This is a genomic window from Sulfoacidibacillus ferrooxidans, from assembly GCF_022606465.1.
Lineage (GTDB): Bacteria > Bacillota > Bacilli > Alicyclobacillales > SLC66 > Sulfoacidibacillus > Sulfoacidibacillus ferrooxidans.
The window spans coordinates 1-16,380 of record NZ_JALBUF010000006.1; the positions used below are offsets into that span (position 1 = coordinate 1).

15 protein-coding genes and 1 rRNA gene are annotated in these 16,380 nt (G+C 43.8%); 4 read left to right on the forward strand and 12 right to left on the reverse strand.

Annotated elements, in window-relative coordinates; translation table 11 throughout:
* From MM817_RS09800 to MM817_RS09810, 3 genes are all read right to left on the reverse strand, one after another.
* Nucleotides 1–122, reverse strand: a 16S ribosomal RNA gene (locus tag MM817_RS09800); the annotation flags it as partial.
* Nucleotides 123–439: 317 nt separating this feature from the next.
* Nucleotides 440–1,348, reverse strand: coding sequence for an EAL domain-containing protein (locus tag MM817_RS09805; RefSeq protein WP_241714284.1), 909 nt, complete (start codon nucleotides 1,346–1,348; stop codon nucleotides 440–442).
* A 155-nt stretch (nucleotides 1,349–1,503) separates the two neighbouring features.
* Complete coding sequence (locus tag MM817_RS09810; protein ID WP_241714287.1) at nucleotides 1,504–1,665, reverse strand: hypothetical protein; 162 nt, start codon at nucleotides 1,663–1,665, stop codon at nucleotides 1,504–1,506.
* Nucleotides 1,666–1,778: 113 nt separating this feature from the next.
* On the opposite strand from MM817_RS09810, the gene MM817_RS09815 reads away from it, so the two are divergent.
* Nucleotides 1,779–2,966: a helix-turn-helix domain-containing protein gene (locus MM817_RS09815; protein ID WP_241714288.1), complete on the forward strand. Its 1,188-nt coding sequence runs from the start codon at nucleotides 1,779–1,781 to the stop codon at nucleotides 2,964–2,966.
* A 180-nt stretch (nucleotides 2,967–3,146) separates the two neighbouring features.
* On the opposite strand, the gene odhB is transcribed toward MM817_RS09815, so the two are convergent.
* Together odhB and MM817_RS09825 are read right to left on the reverse strand one after the other, a co-directional pair.
* Nucleotides 3,147–4,442, reverse strand: a complete 1,296-nt coding sequence (gene odhB / locus MM817_RS09820) for a 2-oxoglutarate dehydrogenase complex dihydrolipoyllysine-residue succinyltransferase (protein WP_241714290.1) — start codon at nucleotides 4,440–4,442, stop codon at nucleotides 3,147–3,149.
* Nucleotides 4,443–4,462: 20 nt separating this feature from the next.
* Complete coding sequence (locus tag MM817_RS09825; RefSeq protein WP_241714292.1) at nucleotides 4,463–7,330, reverse strand: 2-oxoglutarate dehydrogenase E1 component; 2,868 nt, start codon at nucleotides 7,328–7,330, stop codon at nucleotides 4,463–4,465.
* Nucleotides 7,331–7,769: 439 nt separating this feature from the next.
* On the opposite strand from MM817_RS09825, the gene MM817_RS09830 reads away from it, so the two are divergent.
* Nucleotides 7,770–8,180 (forward strand): universal stress protein, encoded by a 411-nt coding sequence (locus MM817_RS09830; RefSeq protein ID WP_241714294.1) that lies wholly within the window; start codon nucleotides 7,770–7,772, stop codon nucleotides 8,178–8,180.
* Between the two features lie 72 nt (nucleotides 8,181–8,252).
* On the opposite strand, the gene mctP is transcribed toward MM817_RS09830, so the two are convergent.
* The 5 genes from mctP to groES all read right to left on the reverse strand — a co-directional run bounded on the left by mctP (nucleotide 8,253) and on the right by groES (nucleotide 13,169).
* Entirely contained in the window at nucleotides 8,253–9,782 is a 1,530-nt protein-coding gene (gene mctP, locus MM817_RS09835) for a monocarboxylate uptake permease MctP (protein ID WP_241714295.1), read from the reverse strand.
* 38 nt (nucleotides 9,783–9,820) lie between these two features.
* Nucleotides 9,821–10,021, reverse strand: coding sequence for a DUF3311 domain-containing protein (locus MM817_RS09840; RefSeq protein WP_241714297.1), 201 nt, complete (start codon nucleotides 10,019–10,021; stop codon nucleotides 9,821–9,823).
* A 124-nt stretch (nucleotides 10,022–10,145) separates the two neighbouring features.
* Entirely contained in the window at nucleotides 10,146–11,039 is an 894-nt protein-coding gene (ppk2, locus tag MM817_RS09845) for a polyphosphate kinase 2 (protein ID WP_241714299.1), read from the reverse strand.
* A gap of 140 nt (nucleotides 11,040–11,179) precedes the next feature.
* The gene (gene groL, locus MM817_RS09850) at nucleotides 11,180–12,811 is read right to left on the reverse strand and encodes a chaperonin GroEL (RefSeq protein ID WP_241714301.1); all 1,632 of its coding nucleotides are present in this window, start codon (nucleotides 12,809–12,811) and stop codon (nucleotides 11,180–11,182) included.
* Nucleotides 12,812–12,890: 79 nt separating this feature from the next.
* A complete protein-coding gene (groES, locus tag MM817_RS09855; protein WP_241714303.1) occupies nucleotides 12,891–13,169 on the reverse strand; it encodes a co-chaperone GroES in 279 nt (92 codons plus the stop codon).
* A gap of 456 nt (nucleotides 13,170–13,625) precedes the next feature.
* Between groES and trpS the strand changes: the two genes are divergently transcribed.
* Together trpS and MM817_RS09865 are read left to right on the forward strand one after the other, a co-directional pair.
* Nucleotides 13,626–14,624 carry a tryptophan--tRNA ligase gene (trpS, locus tag MM817_RS09860; RefSeq protein WP_241714784.1) on the forward strand — a complete coding sequence of 333 codons (999 nt, stop codon included), beginning with the start codon at nucleotides 13,626–13,628 and terminating at the stop codon, nucleotides 14,622–14,624.
* A gap of 117 nt (nucleotides 14,625–14,741) precedes the next feature.
* Nucleotides 14,742–15,008, forward strand: coding sequence for a DUF1657 domain-containing protein (locus MM817_RS09865; RefSeq protein WP_241714305.1), 267 nt, complete (start codon nucleotides 14,742–14,744; stop codon nucleotides 15,006–15,008).
* 109 nt (nucleotides 15,009–15,117) lie between these two features.
* On the opposite strand, the gene tatC is transcribed toward MM817_RS09865, so the two are convergent.
* Both tatC and tatA read right to left on the reverse strand, forming a co-directional pair.
* Nucleotides 15,118–16,122 (reverse strand): twin-arginine translocase subunit TatC, encoded by a 1,005-nt coding sequence (gene tatC, locus MM817_RS09870; RefSeq protein ID WP_241714307.1) that lies wholly within the window; start codon nucleotides 16,120–16,122, stop codon nucleotides 15,118–15,120.
* Between the two features lie 63 nt (nucleotides 16,123–16,185).
* Nucleotides 16,186–16,374, reverse strand: coding sequence for a twin-arginine translocase TatA/TatE family subunit (gene tatA / locus MM817_RS09875; RefSeq protein WP_241714308.1), 189 nt, complete (start codon nucleotides 16,372–16,374; stop codon nucleotides 16,186–16,188).
* Nucleotides 16,375–16,380: the final 6 nt, after the last annotated feature.

Sequence of the window (16,380 nt, forward strand, 5' to 3'; positions counted from 1 at the left end):
AGGTTACCCACGTGTTACTCACCCGTCCGCCGCTCATAGATCCGAAGATCTATCCGCTCGACTTGCATGTATTAGGCACGCCGCCAGCGTTCGTCCTGAGCCAGGATCAAACTCTTAATTCATGTCTCTAACTTTACTGCTCGCGTGTTTGTCTCTTGTTGCATTTAGTTTTCAAGGATCCACTTGCTTGCCTTCTTCGCGCCGCCGTTCGTGGCGACAGGTAGTAATATAACACAGTCCGTTTTAGAGAGTCAAGCGCATTTCACTGTAAATCGCAAATAATGTCGATAATGTTCATTGTGCTGCATTTATAGATAATTTTACACTCATAAACGTTGCACGAATGCACCGTTTATATTCTTTTTTCATTTCATTGTTCGCTTGCCATGAATCAGTTTTTGATCGACCTTCGATCGACTACAGTGTATGGTCAAGCTACCTACTTTTCTTTTGTATACTTATGCACATTTTGATAGGCACGCAATAGTCCAGCATGTGCAGTTCCTACCCCTTTAGTCAACGTTGATTCTTCACAATTCTGAGAATATACAATCTCCGACATACATAGAGGCTTACTCCAATAATACCCCTGGCTCAGTTGTACACCGTTCATTTTGAGCCATTCCATATCTGCTTGGCTTTCCACACCCTCTGCAATGACATATTTACTTGAAGTCACACGATCCAACAATGAACGAAGGCGTTTTTGCTGTACCAGATTGTGCGCGACTCCATGAATGAGCGAGCGATCAATCTTAATATATTCAGGTTGCAATACATCAAGCTTCAATAGCAGTTCTTTTGCAGAGCACTCATGCGACACATCATCTAAAGCAAACTGTATCCCGCTAGACCGCAGAACATTGCATATTGGCGCCAATTCAGAGGGGATATATGAAACGTATTCAATAATTTCAATCACTAATTGAGTAGGATCCATATGATATACATCCAGCGCTCGCTCGAAAAAATTCATAAAGCTAATATCGAGCAGACTCGTCGGCATCACATTTACAAATAAACGCTTTTGATGGAGCGCATCTGACTTAAAATGTGTGAAAGCCGTTCGGACGGCCAACATGTCTGCTGCCATACTGCACTCTTCCACCACTGAAGCCTGAAACCACCGATCTGGCGCTAGCGCACTATCCTGCCAAAATGGTCGACTCAACGCTTCATGTGCAAATACCATTTGTTTAGAGTGATTGACAATAGGTTGATACACGGTGTACATGGAACCTGCCTCAAGCACCTCGCGTACATACATCGAGTCATCCATAGAATCACTCCGGTAAAAATGATGGTTACCATTTTGCACAGTAGGCTTTATGTCATCTTGATTGCACATCAAGTTTTCCCACCCCACTCAATCAACCTACTTTCTCACATCTCTCAATCATTGCAAATGTTATATAGCGCCACCTTCAAGATGGCGCTATATAACGAATTTTTTATGAAAAATATCCCTACTCTATGCTATAGTGTAGGCAACTACTAACGAGCTTAAATAACTCCTGGATCAGTAACGGCTAAAGGTGAACTATGATACGTACCGGAAGATGCAGCTGTATTTGAACCGCTACCCATCGCACCCACTGATGTAAACATTAAAAATGCGGATAAAACCATGCTGCTGACGAGAATAAGTACTTTAATATCTTTCATAAAATGATCACCCTCTCTTTCTTATGAACCTAGTATAACGCAACTAACTTATTTACATGTGTGACTGTTACTCACATATGTAAATAAATTAACCGCTAAAGGAGTTTGGATATATGTCGGTTGGGGAGCGTGTTCGAACCCTCAGAAAACTAAAAGGGATGAGCCAAGCAGAGTTAGCAGGAGATTTATTTAACCGCTCCTACATTAGCATGATTGAATCTGGGGCGACGATCCCACCTGTAGAGACACTGCAGTTACTAGCGACAAAACTAGAAGTTAACTTAGACGACCTGCTCGATCCACCTGCTTCACCTAAGGCATCAAGGGAGCCGTATCATAAGCTACTGCAAGCAAAGCGCTGCAAGTCCATTCCTTTAGCCTTGGAGTCCTGGCAAAAGTCTATTGAATATTCACTTAGCAATGTAGCTGTCGATGCGGCGATGTATATTTCTCAACAAGAAGGCTACACGGAACAAATTCACAACATTCTCTTTACCACATACAGTTTGTTAAGTCGGATTCCTATCGCAGAGAACCAAGCGTGGTTCGACTTTATGTTTCAACTAGGGAACTCGTACTTCAACCAAAAGTCGTTTACGGAAGCAAAGCAGATCTACGAATCTATTATTCAAACCAATCCGCCACAGCAGGTCGAGCGTCGCGCAAGAATTAACTTAGCGTCAGCACTTATACGTTTGACTTTATATGAAATAGCAATTATGAATTACGAACAAACAATTGAATTATTAAAATTAGAATCAGATAACGCTTCAGAACAATTATTAGGAATGTGTTATCACGGACTTGGAAGTTGCCAACTTTTACTCCGCCAATTAGATTTAGCATATAACTCCACCCAACGTGCCCAAGAAAAATACGCACGAGTCGATCAAGATCGGTGGCATGCAGCAAACCAAAACCTTGGTCTAATTTTAGTAGAACAAAAGCGCTATAACCACGCTAAACAGAAGTTGTTGTTTAGTAAGAGCTACTATGTACAAAAAGGGTTGTTTGCCAAAGCGGCTAATGTCGTAGATGATCTAGTGAAAATTGCCATACTGGAAAACGACCTGGAACTCGCAACAACATACAATACAGAGGGACTATCGTATCTAGAAGAGCACACCTATGATCCCGTTCTCATGGTTCGCCTGCTCCTCCATAAGTGTCAGATCCTTAAACTACAACAAAATGACTCCTATCGCGATCTCTACACTGCAGTTAAAGCGCTGGCACGTGCCATACAGTTTGATCTACGAGACAATGCACTAGAAACAGATCAGGAAGGACTGGAAGCGTAACCGCTCGATCATCTCCTCGATCGTCGTGACACTAGTCAACGCACTTATGGGACTGTGGCATCAAATGCCACAGTCCCATTTGATTAACTACACATCAAAACAAACTTCTTTTCACCATTGGATGTACCTTTACTGATGAACTCACTAAGAATACTGTCCGCGAGCCTTCCAAAAAATCCATTAGCCCTCTAATAGTAGGGATTCTGGATCTTCTACAAGTTGCTTCACCTTAACGAGGAACTGCACCGCTTCGCTTCCATCAACGATCCGATGATCATACGAAAGAGCAAGATACATCATCGGACGGATTTCCACTTGTCCATTAATTGCTACCGGACGTTGCAAAATGCCATGCATACCCAGAATACCTACTTGTGGCGCATTTAAAATAGGCGTTGAGAATAAAGATCCAAAAACACCACCATTCGTAATAGTAAACGTTCCACCCTGCAAGTCACTTAACCCGAGTGTTTGGCTACGCGCTTTAGCAGCTAGTGCCGCTATTTCACGTTCGATCTCCGCAAACGACAACCGATCTGCATTGCGCACCACAGGAACGACCAATCCACCCTCAGCACTCACTGCCACGCCAATATCATAGTAGTGTTTGAGGATCATATCTTCCCCAGAGATTTCTGCATTTAAACGCGGGAACGCTTTTAACGCGCCAACCACCGCTTTAGTAAAAAAGGACATAAAACCAAGACCCACACCAAATTGTTCCTTAAAGCGATCCTTGCGACGCGTGCGTAAAGCCAATATCGCCGTCATATCCACTTCATTAAAAGTAGTTAACATCGCTGCTGTATGCTGTACTTCAACTAATCTCCGTGCAATCGTCAACCGTCTACGCGACATTTTCACACGTTCTTCAGCGCGTTCTCCTACAGCAGAAGATATACCTGTTCCCTGCTTTGATTGGGTAGCTTGCCCTGTGTGTGTCACTGTGCTTTGCGAACTACTTGCCGATTTGGGTGCCTGTTCAGACTCTTTGGCCGCCGCTACTCCACCAGACTCCTTCACGCGATTGACATCAACGCCATATTCGCGTGCCATTTTGCGAATTGACGGCGTCGTACGACCCAGAAGAGAATTCGTTACATGTCCAAGTCCTGCTGCATCATCAGAATGAGCCTTTTCTATTGTCCCTGCAGCAGGTGTCGGAGCCAGTGCCTGATCAGGTGTACGACTCTCCTGTGAAACGGCAGGAGCTGTTGCAGATACGACAGTTGCCGTACCACTTCCTGATCCAACTGTTCCAATCACCTCACCGACCGTCACAGTCTGTCCCTCGCCTTTAACGATCGTTTCAAGAACGCCTGCTTCTTCTGCAATGACCTCCATATTTACCTTGTCGGTTTCTAGTTCAGCAACGGCCTCCCCTTCTCCCACTTGATCCCCAACAGCCTTTAACCAACGTCCAACTGTAGCCTCAACAATCGACTCTCCAAGCTCCGGCACCACAAGTTTACTCATCACTATCTACTCCTTTATCGTTATTCGTTCACAACAATCTCCTGATGAATCGCAGTCGAGAGTATCCGTGATTGTGTCATTTGATGATCTCCCGCAATTCCCTCTGCAGGGCTTGCCTGCTCATTACGTCCGACATAAGTAAGCGTTAGTTGCTGATTGGGGACAGCCCCATTCACTCTGAACTGATCCATAACACTGCGCAATTTGTCTTGCACAAACGTCCAAGCACCCATGTTTTGTGGTTCTTCTTGCAACCAAACTACTTCCTTTAGATGGGGATAACGAGAGAAAGCTGCTTGTACATCCTCATATGGAAATGGGTAGAGTTGCTCTATGCGAAGAACTGCGACCCGCTCTATATGTTCTTGTTCTGCCAAAAGTGCCGATAAATCAACAGCAACTTTCCCAGAACACAAAATCACACGTTCCACTGACTCACTGTGCATCTCGGTCAACGGCTCCTGTAACACAGGATAAAAATGACCATCAGTGAAAAATTGCACAGCCGACGCAGTGCGAGGATTGCGCAACAAGCCTTTAGGTGTCATGACAATCAACGGCATCTTTTGATCTTCTTCACTCATCGCCTGCTGTCTCAATAAATGGAAATATTGTGATGCGCTCGTCGGGTATACGACACGCCAGTTATACTGCGCTGACAATTGTAAGAAACGCTCAAGTCGCGCACTTGAATGTTCTGGACCCTGTCCTTCATAACCATGTGGCAACAACATCACTAGTGAAGATCGTTGCCCCCACTTCGCAAAACCAGGTGCAACAAATTGATCGATTAACACCTGCCCCGCATTGACAAAATCACCAAACTGAGCTTCCCAAATAACCATAGAATGAGGCGATTCGATACTATAACCGTATTCATATCCGATCACCGAAGCCTCAGATAAGGGGCTGTTATAGATCGAAAAGGATGATTTAGCCTGTGAAATTCCGTGCAATGGTGAATACTTTGCACCCGTGTGTATATCGTGCAACATCAAGTGTCGTTGCCCAAACGTACCGCGTTCACTATCCTGTCCTGTCATACGGATATCCGTTCCATCTGCAAGAATCGTAGCAAAGGCAAGCGCTTCTGCATGCGCCCAATCCACAGTTCCCTGTTCATCAAACACTGTTTTGCGCCTCATAAGAATCCTTTGCAATTTAGGTTGCACTGCAAAATCATCCGGGAAGGTGAGCAGCTCTTCGTTTATTTGATGCAGTTCATGAAGGGCAACCGAAGTGTCTTCCCTAAAGATCGGCACCTTTAATGCCTCTTTATGAGCTGATTGTAATCCGTTCTCCATCGTCGTTTGCTGATGAGCTACATGCAGTTTTTCTTGTATTGACTTTGTGAGTGCTTCGATGTCACCTTTAGTTACAATACCTTTTTCTAACAGTTTGGTTTCATATTGCACCCGTGCACTTTGATGTTTAGCGATGATATCATATAATATCGGCTGTGTCGTAGTGGGATCATCTGTCTCGTTATGTCCCCATTTACGATAGCCGACTAAATCAATCAAAAAGTCTTTATGAAATTGCTTGCGGTAGCGCCAAGCAAGTTGCACTGCAGCCATACACGCTTCCGGATCATCGCCATTGACGTGCACAATTGGAATTTCATATCCTTTAGCGAGGTCACTGGCATAACGAGTCGATCGTCCCTCTTCTGGTTCCGCCGTGAATCCCAGTTGGTTATTGGTGATAATATGAATCGTGCCACCTACATGATAACCCGCTAATTCAGACAGATTGAGCGTTTCAGCTACTACACCCTCACCAGAAAATGCTGCATCTCCATGAACAAGAATGGGGATCGACAAATCAACATCTTGTACAGGAAATCCCTTTGCGCCACATTGTTCTTGCGCTGCACGAGAAAATCCTTCGATAACCGGATCCACAAACTCCAAATGACTAGGATTATTAGCTAGAACCAATCGCGCTTGCGCAACCCCGTTGCCAGCGACTGTTTGTTTTGCTCCTAAATGATATTTCACATCACCTGTCCAACCGTAGTTGATCCCCATAGAACCTTCGGAAGGAACTAACTGTTTATTTGGAGCCGCGTGGAATTCCGAAAAAATAAGCTCGTACTTTTTACCTAATACATGTGCGAGAACATTTAGCCTCCCACGATGGGCCATGCCCATCATCACACTTGTTGCTCCCTGTACGGTGGACAGACGGATGAGGTGATTGAGCATGGGTACGAGTAAATCGACCCCTTCAATGGAGAATCGTTTTTGACCCACAAATGTGCGATGCAAAAACTTTTCAAACTCCTCAACGGCAATCAGCTCTTCCAATAATGCTCGCTCTTGTTCAACGCTCAAGCCCTCGAGCAATTCGTTAGACTCCACCTGATTAGTTAGCCACTCGCGTTCATCCTGATTGTACACATGCATAAATTCATATGCGATCGCACCTGTATAACAAGTACATAAATATGATATAGCATCACTGGCTGTCCGAATCTGCGGTATATCTTTACCTAAGATCCACTTTGCCTGCATACTATCTAAATCCTGTTTAGTTAATCCATAGCTTGCTGGGTTAAGTAAAGGAACACTCACATCCCCCTCTTGCAAAGGATTCACTCGCGCTTGCAAATGTCCATACTCCCGCAGATTCCGAGTGAAGTGCCACGCAGCCGCTAGCTTGTCCACATCACTTGTACTTTGTTCGAACTTGACTGTAGTGACTTCCTCATCGGTCGTCCCCTCTGATGGAGGTGGACCATACGTATCAAATATATTCCTTGTTTCTTCATCAACTGCATGTGGATCCAAGCAATATTGTTCATACTTCTCCATCATGTACCCTAAATTAGGGCCAGAAAATGTAGCCCAAACATCTGCGCGATCTCTCGCTGTTCTGGGATTCATCGCTGTCGTCTCCTTCTCTACCCATCCTCATACCATTGCACACCCGGTAGCCATGTTCTCTAGAAGTTTACCCAGACACATACCATACATTGCACTCACATAAAAAGCAGTTTGCAGTTCCGAACTTCATTTATAGAGGTTGTTCAAAAAGGGGTCAGAACTCCCCGGCACATGGCAGCGTCAGCGCCAAGAATGCCCCATCACGTACCCAAAACGTACGCTCAGTCCACATTCTTGGCTTGCTTCCTTGCACTGCGCGGGTCTTACCTGCCCCCTTTTTGAACAGGCTCTTATAGTACTAGTGTTTCACTTCTATCTACCAATTGGCCCCTCTTACTTTACCACAGTGAATTTATCCATACCAGTTACGCATTGTGTATGGCTTGTATTTGAATTAGTATAAACTTTATGAAGTTGCACACAATGGAGGGTATACAATATGCAAACTATCTTATGGGCAACAGATGGATCACGTTTAGCTGAAAAATCAGGAGAAATTGCAAAACAATGTTTAGAGGCATTCCCAACGTCTCGACTCATCGCACTATATGTCGAACAACCCACTTATGAAGGTAGCATCACACTTCCCATCACAGATGGAGAAAAGCAAGTCATTTCAGATATACAAGCACATATTGCTAAGGAATTATCTCATTTTGGTGCGCGCGTCCAATTCATTTCATTAGTGGGTGTTCCAGCAGACACGATCTGCCATACAGCAGAAAAGAAACAAGCTGACGTTATTTTAATCGGCAGCCATGCACACAACACACTAGAAAGAATCTTTGTCGGAAGTGTGAGCACTGCAGTATTACATCACGCAAAATGCCCCGTCATGGTGATTCGTTAAATAAAAAAGTAGTATCAGTCACCCTAAACAAGCAGTGAATAGCTGATACTACTTTTGTTTTTCTCCCTAATTTTAAGCCAATACAGAATCAGAATGCTCCTCTTCATAATCTTCCGCTTTCGTCATATCGTTCCCATTGTGAACACGCAGTGCATGAAAGAGAAGACTGAACACAACCAACACAATGACATTGGCAATCAGTGCCCATACTGCCGCATAGCCTGGAATCACCGTATGTCCAAAATGCAGGGCATACACAGAGGATTTGAAGTTTTGTGCAATCGCCATCCATGTGCCGACAGCCATACCGGATAACCATCCCAGCAAGAGTGCATAGCGATGAAACCACCGCGTATATAAGCTAAAAATCAAAGCAGGTAAGGTTTGTAAAATCCAGATACCTCCGAGAAGTTGAAAGTTAATGGCAAGCGTTGCTGGCAGTGCAACAATAAAGAGCAAAGCGCCCAATTGCACAACAAGCGTCACCACTTTTGCTACCATCGCTTCTGTACTCGTTGAAGTATTTGGCGAGATATATTCGCGGAAAATATTGCGTGTAAATAAATTACCTGCCGCAATGGACATGATTGATGCTGGTACTAAAGCGCCAATGGCAATAGCAGAAAAAGCAAAGCCCGCAAACCATCCAGGGAACTCTTTTAGCAAGAGCAATGGAACCGACATATTAGGATTTTTCGTATGAACACCAGCTGCAATTGCCATGATCCCAAGGAGTGCAATGAAGCCTAAAATAAAAGAATAGGCTGGAAGAAAGGCAGCATTGCGTTTAATGACACCGCGTCCTTTTGAACTCAAGATGCCAGTAACAGAATGCGGATACAAAAACAATGCTAAGGCCGATCCAAGTGCAAGTGTGGCGTACGCCGAATACGCCTTGGGTCCAATCACTAACGCCCCAGGTACTGGTTTTCGCGTTTTTAGAACCGCATCTGCAACGTGAAAAATATGTGCAAATCCACCCAGTCTTTCAGGAATAATAATCACTGCTGCAATAATCGTAATATAGATCATGATATCTTTTACAATGGCAATCATCGCCGGTGCTCGAATCCCACTTAAAAACGAGTATGCCGCTAAGATGACGAGCGCTAGAATGAGTGGCAATTCTCCGTTTACACCCATCGCCTCAATGACCGTTTTCATCCCAACTAGTTGTAAGGCGATGTACGGCATCGTTGCCAATATACCCGTAACAGCAATAGCAAGAGCCAATAAGCTACTATCGAATCTCCCACGAACAAAATCAGAAGCCGTCACAAATCCGTGTTTTTTCGATACTGACCACAATCGAGGCATTACGACAAAAACAAAAGGATAAATGATAATGGTATAGGGTACTGCAAAAAATCCTGTAGCCCCTGACGTATACATAAGTGCTGGAATCGCAATAAACGTATAAGCAGTGTACAAATCTCCGCCCAATAAAAACCAAGTAATCAGTGTTCCAAACTGTCTTCCTCCTAGACCCCACTCATCAATAGAACTGAGATTACCGCGCCTAAAGCGAGCTGCTAGAAAGCCAATAACAGTTACCAGCACAAAAAAAATGATAAACACTGACAAAGCTGACCAGTTAACCATGACACACTCCCCTCATCCCATCTTACTTGTACACTCATCTATTTTGTCATCACATATACAATCCACGTCAACAACGCACTGATAATCACCCATAGAAATTGATACCAATAAAAAAACGGAAATCCCCACAGCGTCGGCTGATAAGTTGAATAGAATTGTGGAAACAATGTGAAAATATAAGGCAAAAGTAATAACCATAGCCATCCGCGTTTGCCTTTCTTCTTCGATGACTGATCCATCTGTTCACCACCTTTCATTATAGAAAACGAATTCACATCACATTACTGCTAGTAATCTCTCATACATAGCACAGTTCGTCAAGAAGTTTTAGATAGAAAATTTTTTCTAGAAAAAACTTTCTATCTACCGCACAATTGTACCATCTTGTACATGTACTTCATCATAGGCGAATACAATGTCTGATTGATTCAAGGTCAGTTCAAGATCTTTATCAGGATAAGTAAACTGCGAAAGAATATGCTTCATGATATGAATACGCGCTACTCGCTTATCATCTGCTTGCACAACATACCAAGGAGCTAGCACATGGTGTGTACGAGCAAACATTGCATTGCGAGCCTCACTATAATCTTTCCAATGTTTAACGCTTTGCTCGTCAATCGGACTCCATTTCCACTGCTTCAGAGGATCTAAGCGACGCTCTTTAAGCCTTTTCTTTTGTTCTTTCTTACTAATATCCAAATAATACTTTAGTACTCGAATCCCCGATTGAACCAACATTTGTTCAAACAGAGGTACTGTGTTCATGAATTCTTCGTACTCTTGATCTGTACAAAAATCCATAACGCGCTCAACACCTGCCCGATTATACCAACTTCGATTAAACAAGACCAATTCACTCGCCGCCGGAAGATGGGCCACATACCGCTGAAAATACCAACTTGTAATATCTCTATCAGACGGCTTTCCCAGAGCAACTATCCTTGTTTCACGCGGACTTAAGTGTTCTGCGATGCGCTTGATCGTTCCGTCTTTTCCTCCGGCGTCGCGGCCTTCAAAAATAATGAGTACTCGTTCCTGTTTTTCAATCATTTCACGCTGAAATTTTACCAATTCAACCTGTAGTCGATACAGCGTCTCTTGGTACTCACGCTTCATTTCTTCTTTAAGACTTTGCCCCTTTTTTGTTGTTATGACGTTTTTCTTTATATGCTCTTCTAGCTGCACATCAGATGTTTGGTTACCCTCTAGCTGAACAATCTTGTTTGAATCTTCCGACCTTATTTTTTTTGCCACAATCAGCCCTCCGCATTAGCGCATGATGTTAAATAGTATATAATCCATTCTTGCTTGTCTAGTACAATACAAATAAGCGCGGGTCCCCTAAAGTTTTAGGAGACCCGCGCTATCATCACTTGTATGCACAAGTGATGATCTTACATCATATCCATACCGCCCATGCCGCCCATACCGCCACCAGGCATTGCACCCTTATCTTTTTCAGGTTTATCTGCCACAACTGCTTCAGTGGTTAAGAACATAGCTGCAACAGAAGCAGCATTTTGCAATGCTGAACGTGTTACTTTTGCTGCATCGACAATTCCGACGCTAAACATGTCAACCCATTCACCTGTAGCTGCATTAAAGCCTGTTCCCACTTTTTCTTTCTTCAGGCGCTCAACGATAATAGCACCTTCGAGACCTGCATTGTCAGCGATTTGACGAACAGGAGCTTCTAGTGCACGACGGACGATATTCACGCCAGTCAATTCATCACCAGTTACTGTGAGTTCATCAAGTGCTCTAATCGCATTGACAAGTGCAGTACCGCCGCCAGGCACAAGGCCTTCTTCAACTGCAGCACGCGTAGTATTCAATGCATCTTCGATGCGGAGTTTCTTTTCTTTGAGTTCTGTTTCAGTAGCAGCACCGACTTTAATCACAGCTACGCCACCAGCCAATTTTGCGAGGCGCTCTTGCAATTTTTCGCGGTCAAAATCAGATGTTGTTTCTTCTAATTGAATGCGAATTTGGTTGACACGTGCATCGATATCGGTGCGCACGCCTGAGCCATCAACAATAATCGTGTTTTCCTTAGACACGCGAACTTGACGTGCACGACCGAGTTGATCGATGGTCGTACTCTTTAGTTCAAGACCAAGTTCTTCACTGATTACTTGACCACCTGTGAGAATCGCGATATCTTGCAACATCGCTTTGCGGCGATCGCCAAAACCAGGAGCTTTAACGCCAACAGCTGTAAATGTACCGCGGAGCTTATTCACTACAAGAGTAGCAAGTGCTTCGCCTTCCATGTCTTCTGCAACGATTAACAATGGACGACCCGACTGAACAACGCGCTCCAACACAGGTAAAATTTCTTGGATATTTCCAATCTTCTTATCGGTGATGAGCAAGTAAGGATCGTCTAAGACTGCTTCCATTTTATCTGCATCTGTCACCATATAAGGAGAGATATATCCACGGTCAAACTGCATGCCTTCAACCACTTCGAGCTCCATGGTGAAACCTTTGGATTCCTCAACCGTGATCACACCGTCTTTACCGACTTTCTCCATGGCATCTGCGATCAGTTCGCCGATTGCATCATCGCCAGCTGAAACTGAAGCGGCTTGAGCAATACTTTCACGGCCTTCAACAGGCTTAGAAATGCTGCGAATCTCCAATACAGCGCGCTCAACAGCTTGCTCAATTCCTTTACGCAATACCATCGGATTTGCACCAGATGTTACATTTTTCAAGCCTTCGCGAATCATCGCTTGTGCAAGGACAGTTGCAGTGGTTGTACCGTCACCTGCGATATCATTTGTTTTGGTTGCTACTTCTTTAACAAGTTGTGCGCCCATGTTTTCAAATGTATCTTCTAACTCAATTTCCTTAGCAATGGTAACTCCGTCATTGGTGATAAGCGGAGAACCAAACTTGCGCTCTAAAACGACGTTGCGTCCACGTGGTCCAAGTGTTACTTTTACCGCGTCCGCAAGTGCATCAACACCGCGCAACATGGCACGACGAGCATCTTCGCGAAACTTAATATCTTTAGCCATCAATTTTGCCTCCCTAACATAGTCATTCGTTTATGTAGCCTTAGCTACAAGTCAACATGCCTTACAACAGCCGTGATGATTACAGAACGCCAAGAATGTCGGATTCACGTACGATCAGATATTCAGTACCTTCGTACTTAACTTCTGTTCCTGCGAACTTCGAAAAAATCACATGGTCGCCTACTTTGACTTCTAATGCTACTAACTTGCCATCTTCATAACGACCAGGACCTGCTGCAACAACTTCTGCCTCTTGTGGCTTTTCTTTAGCGCTATCTGGCAATACAATTCCGCTTGAGGTCTTCTCTTCACGCTCAAGCATCCGTAACACGATGCGATCACCGAGTGGTTTAATCATGCAAAACCCTCCTAATAGTAGATAACTGTTCTTTTGTTAGCACTCACCTCAACTGAGTGCTAACGACAATGTTTATATTACCGATTGCCCAGACATTTTGCAACCATATTTCTGTGTTATTCTAAAAAAAATTTGCACACTCAACATTTGACAGTGATTCATTCTCTATGGGAAGATCATTTTAGATTTAAATTATTGACTTCATGAAGTACACTTATTTTATTCGTTTAACGAGCCTGTTCAAAAAGGGGGCAGGTAAGACCCGTGCAGTGCAAGGAAGCAAGCCAAGAATGTGGACTGAGCGTACGTTTTGGGTACGTGAGGGAGCCTTCTTGGCGCTGACGCTGCCATGCGCCGGGGAGTTCTGACCCCTTTTTGAACAACCTCTTAAAGAGAAGTCAACAGATCATGAAATGATCTCCACAAACATTGATGCTAAAGGATGAGATCGATTTGATACAAAAAACACGTGTTTTTTCCGGCATACAGCCTACAGGTCAAATCACACTTGGCAACTATTTAGGTGCCCTCAAACAATTTGTAAATGTACAACACACATCAGATGCCTTTTATTGTGTTGTCGATCTACACGCCATTACGGTACCCCAAGATCCTAAACAACTGCGAGAACGCATCTTAGATCTGACTTCACTCTATATTGCCGTTGGTCTTGATCCAACTCAATCCACTTTATTTGTCCAATCAGACGTAGCAGAGCACAGCGAACTGGGATGGATTCTCCAATGCGTCGCTCATATGGGGGAGCTTTCTCGCATGACCCAATATAAAGAGAAGTCGGACGGCAAAGACAGTGTAACCGTTGGTCTCTTTACTTATCCAACTCTAATGGCTGCCGATATTCTTTTATATCAATCATCCTTCGTACCAGTAGGCGATGATCAGAAACAGCATCTCGAGTTGACACGCGATATTGCTGAGCGCTTTAATGCCCGATTTGGCAAGACATTTACCCTGCCAGAAGTGTTAATGCTTAAACAAGGGGCTCGAATCATGTCGCTTGATGATCCATCCAATAAAATGAGTAAAAGCAATCCTAATCCTCAAAGTCGCATTGAAATGTTAGATCCACCTGATCTCATTCGCAAAAAAATGAGCCGCGCAGTCACTGATTCTGATCGTGAAGTGAGATATGACCCCAAGCTCAAACCTGCAGTCTCAAACTTGCTCACCATTTACTCACTGAGCGCCAATAAAAGTATTGAAGAAATTGAACACGATTACCAAGGTAAAGGGTATGGCGATTTCAAAAAGGATTTGGCCGAGATTCTTGTGGCTATGCTTGACCCCATCCAAAAACGTTATGCAGAGGTTCGCAATAGCGGTGAAATTGAAGGTATTCTCGCACGTGGAGCCGAACGAGCGCGTATAGCTGCTAAACCAACCCTTGATTTAGTGAAACGTCAAGTAGGCCTCGGCTCAACTCAGCACCTATAATTCATGAGTTTCCATGTCACATAGATGTGCATTCGTCACTTCCTCTACTCTGCTATCGCATAGTGCACAAGATGTCTACACATAGTATAGACATGATGAGTAGCGTGGAGGCAGCACATGACAACCTTAAACCAATTAGCATCGGCACACGCCACTGCACTCTCACTTCATGCAACCCTTTCACAATTCGCCTTAGAAACGCTTGATCCGACTATAAAAACGATGTATGTAGAAATGGCTTCAGGCATGCAAGTGATTGCAAGTGGCATCGAACGGCGCAAGCAGCAACTCACAACAAGGGAGCAGTTCATTGCACAACAATATGCACAAGCACTAGAAGCGCATGCTATTGTGCAATCCGCAGAAATGACAGAGACTGAATAACCTACACTATAATGAAAAAAGCTGTGCAGGGCAGTAGAAAACACACTACCTTGCACAACTCTTTTTCATTTCTAACAGGCGATACTTGTACTTCGCAGTTGAATCCACGCTATTCTCGCTCTTCAAGATTGACGCCGATTCGCGAAGGGAAAATCACTTTGTGCACCACTTTGTTACCCATTTCAGTATCATTTTGAAGTGTCATTTCATCAGGTAATTCATGTTGCTCAGATGGCATGCAATCTGTTGGTTCGATCTCTTCATCGAGACTATCTGAAGTCGGCGATGTATACTCTTGGTCATCCATAGTTACATCATGATCATCGTCCATTGTCGACATCGTTTCTACTGGTTCAGACGCAGTGACGATGCCCACTTCTTTTTTTGCATCTGTACGCCACCACGCCTCTGTAGATAACTTCTTGCGATATGCCAATACCGAGATACCAATGCTCAATTCATAGATTAAAACCATAGGTATGACAACACTTAAATGCGATATTAATTCAGGTGGACTAATAAATACGCCAAGAATGACGAACGCAAAATATGCATATCGCCGCACCTTGCGCAACCACATGGGGGTAATCACCCCAATACGCGTTAAAAACATCACCACTACCGGAAGTTCAAATAAAATCCCAAAAGGTACAATGATATTGAACATAAACTCGAAATACTCAGTGGCAGTGAACATAACGTGAAAGTGCATTTGAGCTAATACACGTAGAAAATGAAAAATCTCAGGAAAAATAACATAATATCCGAAGGAAAGCCCCAGTATAAACATGATACTAGTCGGCCCAATCATTTTTGCCGCATACTTGCGTTCATGTAGCTTCAAACCTGGACCGACGAATCTCCATACTTGCCATAAAAGAAACGGAGTTGTGACAGCAAACGCCGCAACCCCAGCAATCGACAAGTAAATTTGTACCACATCACCTGGTCCGAGCACAACGAGCTTTAAACCATGCGCTGGAGTTACGAGATAAGTATAGATATTGCCCACAAAAATAAGTGCAATAATCAGTGCAACAAGAAAGAAAATAAACGCAATCAATAACCGTTTTCGAAGTTCACTTAGATGCTCAACGAGGCCTATTTGTTGCAATGCCTCGCCCCCAGTATCACCTTACAGACGCTAACCTCTATCATCATTTCTCATCCACCGTAACTATTCTTGATCCCGCCGTTCAGGAGACTGTGACTTATCGCCTGTCAATTCATGTGTCGCATCTTTAAATTCTTTTATCCCTTTACCAAAGGCACGCCCGATCTCTGGAAGTTTACTAGGACCAAATACTAGTAGCGCAGCAACCAAAATCAAAATCAAACCAGAAAGTCCCATGTTGCCAAAAGACATAAGTGT